The sequence below is a fragment of the Xanthobacter aminoxidans genome (genome assembly GCF_023571765.1).
Lineage (GTDB): Bacteria > Pseudomonadota > Alphaproteobacteria > Rhizobiales > Xanthobacteraceae > Xanthobacter > Xanthobacter aminoxidans.
This window is the reverse complement of the sequence record NZ_JAMJXC010000047.1, coordinates 1-3882: the sequence shown is the minus strand read 5'-3', so window position 1 is coordinate 3882 and position 3882 is coordinate 1. Positions and strand designations below refer to the sequence as shown.

Below are 3882 nucleotides of genomic sequence, written 5' to 3'. Positions count from 1 at the left end.
TCCCCATACAATCAAAGCCACACGCTGCGCAATTCGTTCGATCTCGCGCGCAACATGGGGCGGCGAGCGATTTCATAGTGCTATAGCGAAAACGTAGTGATCATCACTATCGGACGCGGCCCGCCATAACTAGTTAATTTTGCAGTACTTTTCGCATTTTGCCGTCCGCCGTGAATAGTGTGGGCGGTTCAAAGGCCTATGCCGAGGCTCGTCCTGCAGCCGCAGGGAAAGACCGGATCGGTACCGAAACCGGCCGGCATCACCCGCCGATATCTCCCGAGGCCGTTTTGGTGGTACGGTTTGCCTCGCGCTGCTCTTTGCAACTCGGCGCGGACGGCCAGCCCCGGAACGAAAAACCCCGCCGATGGCGGGGGGCGAGTTGATCGGGTTCTGGATGGTCTCTGGAATCACCCGAACCCAAGTTCGCGGCGCTGCTCCGACCAATCCCTCGGCAGGTTGGCCAGCGACAACTTCAGGGCCGAGAGTTCGAGGGGCTGGCGCCCGTCGAGGATCGCTGCGGTGATGTCGGGCGCAAGGAAGCTCAGGCGGACGATGCGCGTGAAGTAGGACGGCGTGATGCTGCTCAGCCTCGCGAGTTCGGTGATGGAGGTTCCATCGCCCTGAAGGATCAGATCGCGGAACCTCTGGGCGCGGGCGATCAGCCGCAGGAGGCTATGATCGGGCTTGCGGCTCTGGTGAGCCTGCGGCGCATCGATAAGATGCCGCATCTCCATTCCCACGCGCTTCAGCGTCGCCGGCACCGACAGGGTGAGGGTCTCACAATCCGCATCCTGATGGGGAGCGGCATCGCCGCGCGCCAAAGCGAGGATGGCATCCACCCGGATGGTGATGTGCACCGTGTCCGACGTCACGACGATCCCCTGTACCAGACGGTGCAGATTGGCGATCTTCTCCGTCGGAGAGAGGCTCGACCAGTGATGCGCGAGGTCGCTTGACCGGGCAACGAGCCCGCGACGCTCCTCCACATCCCGCGCCCGCGGCGCGACGATCATGTCGATGGCCGACGCATCGGCGAAGAGGTCGGTGATGCGACCTTCGACGATGGCTTCCAGATCGGTCGCCGGGATGCGCCGAGCCGTGCTGCGGTGCCGCTTCTGTCCGCCCCCGGCATCATCACGGGTCGCATTCTTCCGCACGGTGATCAGGATCAGGTCGTGGCTCACGTAGTAGCGGTAGCGCCGCCCCTTCTTGTTGGCATGGGTCGGGGTAAGAGGGATCCCATCCTCGTCCCGGAGGAAGCCGGCGAGCAGGCTGGGAGCAGCAGCATCGGAGCGCACCGCACGCTCCACCCGGTTCTCCGCGAGCAGGGCTTGCACTTTGTCCCACAGCATCTCGTCGATAATGGCTCCATGCTGGCCGGGATAGATCATCCCCTTGTGGCTGATCTCCCCGCGGTAGAGCCGGTTCTGCAACAAGTGATAGAGGGCACCGCGGCCCAGCTGACCGCCTCCGGTCACATTTCCGGCGGCCGATACATGACGCTTGGCTGTGATGCCGGCGGCAGCCAGTTCCTCCCCCAGCTCCAGGACCGAGCCCAACTTGGCATAGCGCTCGAAGATCTGCCGGACCGTCTGCGCTTCAACTTCCACAATCTCCAACTTGCGGTCGCGGACCTCATAGCCGAGCGGCGGGCGTCCACCCATCCACATGCCCTTGGCTTTGGAGGCGGCGATCTTGTCGCGGATGCGCTCGCCGGTGACCTCACGCTCGAACTGGGCGAAGGACAGGAGCATGTTGAGGGTGAGCCGGCCCATGGAGGAGGTGGTATTGAAGGATTGCGTGACCGACACGAAGGAAACGCCGGCCGTGTCGAACACCTCGACGATCTTGGCGAAGTCGCCGAGGGAGCGGGTCAGTCGGTCCACCTTGTAGACCACCACCGTGTCGATGAGTTTGGCTTCCACATCAGCGAGGAGCTGCCGCAGCGCCGGACGCTCCATGGTGCCGCCGGAGAAACCGCCATCATCGTACATCCGTGGCAGGACGATCCAGCCTTCCGCCTTCTGGCTGGCGACATAGGCCTCGCAGGCCTCGCGCTGGGCGTCGAGGGAGTTGAAGCTCTGCTCCAGCCCCTCCTCGGAGGATTTGCGGGTGTAGATGGCGCAGCGGACCAAGGAAGGCTTGCTGGTCGGCGCTCGGACACCTGATTGGGAGCTCCTACGCATCGCTGGCGCCGTGCTCACTAGCCATGTGCTGCTTCGCCTTGTTCCGCCCCACCGTCTTGCCGCCACCGGCAAGCCCGAAGAAGCGCGGCCCGGACCAGTGGGTCCCGGTGATCTCCCCGGCGATGGCGGAGAGCGAGGTCCAGGCCTTACCGTTCCAAAGGAAGCCCCCATCTGCGACTGTGACCTCGTGAGTGACACCACCCCATTCCCGCACCAGCCGGGCGCCCGGCTTCAGGCGGGGCGCCTTGGCTCGGCGGATGTCGCCGGTGGCGGCGAGCGCTTCGGCCAGATCCCGCAGCTCGGCGGCGAGGGACTTCTTCAGCCCGCCCAGCGCCTTCTCTTGGAGCTTCCAGGCGATGCCCAGCTCCAGCAGGTCGCGGCGGATACGGTCGGGCGGGGGCGCGCGGAACTGGCGTCGCCACTCTGCGGCAAGGGCACTGCGATCCATGGTGCCGAGGTCTGCGAGGCGGGTGGGAAGGTCCGAGCGAAGGTCGACGTGAGCCGGAGACGCCCAGGCGCCCCCGGTCGAACCTATGGCGACGCCGTCATCAAGGAGGGTCATGGATCAGCCCTCCTTCGGATCGAACCGGTAGGCCTTGCGGCCATCAGCATCGGTGACGAGGATGATCGGGAAGCCGCGTTGCCGGAGACGGCTGAAGGCCGCGCGGATGGTGTGCGTCTGCCAGCCGGTCGCATCGGCGAGTTGGTCGATGGTGGCGCCGATGGGTTGGCCGATGCGGTCGAGCAGGGCGCCCAGCTTGCCGGAGGGCGCCTTGGGCATGGTCGGCGACGGGGCGGGCGCGGGTTCCGGCACGGTCCGCGACGGAGTAGCGGCTTTGGCCTTCGCCTTCACTTCGGCCTTACGGGCGACGGCGACTATAGCCTTCGGCTCGATCTTGGGCTGGACAGGAGTGGAGCGGGTACGGCGGGTCATATTGGGTCCTCGGTGGGCGAGACGCGGCATGCGTCCGCTTGCACCACCCCGAGCCCCGGACCGTTCAGGTTCCAGGGCTTATCCGCGACCATGCTCCCCGCCGCTGCAACACACTACTGCTTCCTTGCGCAGGCAAGTCCAGCGGCAACAATGCACCAGACCATTCTTTCGCTGCTGGCTGTTGCACGGGCGTGACCGGCAACGAGAAGGTCTGACCCTTTGCCGACCCTCGACTGCCCTTCCAGCGAAGTCCGCTTTGCGCCCCAAATTGAGACGTTCGGGAGTGAATCGGCAGCAGCCAAAAGCGGACGACACTTACTCAGCTAGTGTCATGACCAACAAATAGTTCGAATCGTTCCGGGCGCGCCGACTTGCAAGCTTGTAGCTTGCACTGAGATGTCTGGCAGACAGGTTAGATTTGCCGAAGGCTGTTTTCTGTTCATCCATCGGCGCGGCTGAGCAGGGAAAAACCACGATCGCCAGACCAATCGTGCAGACAGCGATCACGGCGAAGGCGGTCGCGTAGGCGTGCGGATCGTCGCTTTGCAGAAGCGCTCCGATCAACGCGATCCCGAACGCGAAGCCGGTCTGCCGCATCGTCACGCAGATCGCGGAGGCCGTTATGGCTTGCGCTGGTGATCGTCCCCCGTTTTGGTGGACACCCATGCTAGCTTTGGCGAGCTTCACAGGAGTGTTCGATGGGCGCACGGCGTCGGGTGTTTCCAGAGGCGTTCAAGCGGGAGGCGGTTGAACGGGTCACGG

At 64.5% G+C, this 3882-nt stretch carries 4 protein-coding genes; all 4 read right to left on the bottom strand.

The window, feature by feature from the left end:
- Positions 1–407: 407 nt before the first annotated feature.
- The 4 genes from EJ105_RS27445 to EJ105_RS27430 all read right to left on the bottom strand — a co-directional run bounded on the left by EJ105_RS27445 (position 408) and on the right by EJ105_RS27430 (position 3807).
- Positions 408–2135: a recombinase family protein gene (locus EJ105_RS27445; RefSeq protein WP_250168860.1), complete on the bottom strand. Its 1728-nt coding sequence runs from the start codon at positions 2133–2135 to the stop codon at positions 408–410.
- A 43-nt stretch (positions 2136–2178) separates the two neighbouring features.
- Entirely contained in the window at positions 2179–2748 is a 570-nt protein-coding gene (locus EJ105_RS27440) for a DUF2924 domain-containing protein (protein ID WP_250168859.1), read from the bottom strand.
- Positions 2749–2751: 3 nt separating this feature from the next.
- Positions 2752–3120 (bottom strand): DUF3489 domain-containing protein, encoded by a 369-nt coding sequence (locus tag EJ105_RS27435; protein ID WP_250168858.1) that lies wholly within the window; start codon positions 3118–3120, stop codon positions 2752–2754.
- A 315-nt stretch (positions 3121–3435) separates the two neighbouring features.
- Positions 3436–3807 (bottom strand): hypothetical protein, encoded by a 372-nt coding sequence (locus EJ105_RS27430; protein ID WP_250168857.1) that lies wholly within the window; start codon positions 3805–3807, stop codon positions 3436–3438.
- Positions 3808–3882: the final 75 nt, after the last annotated feature.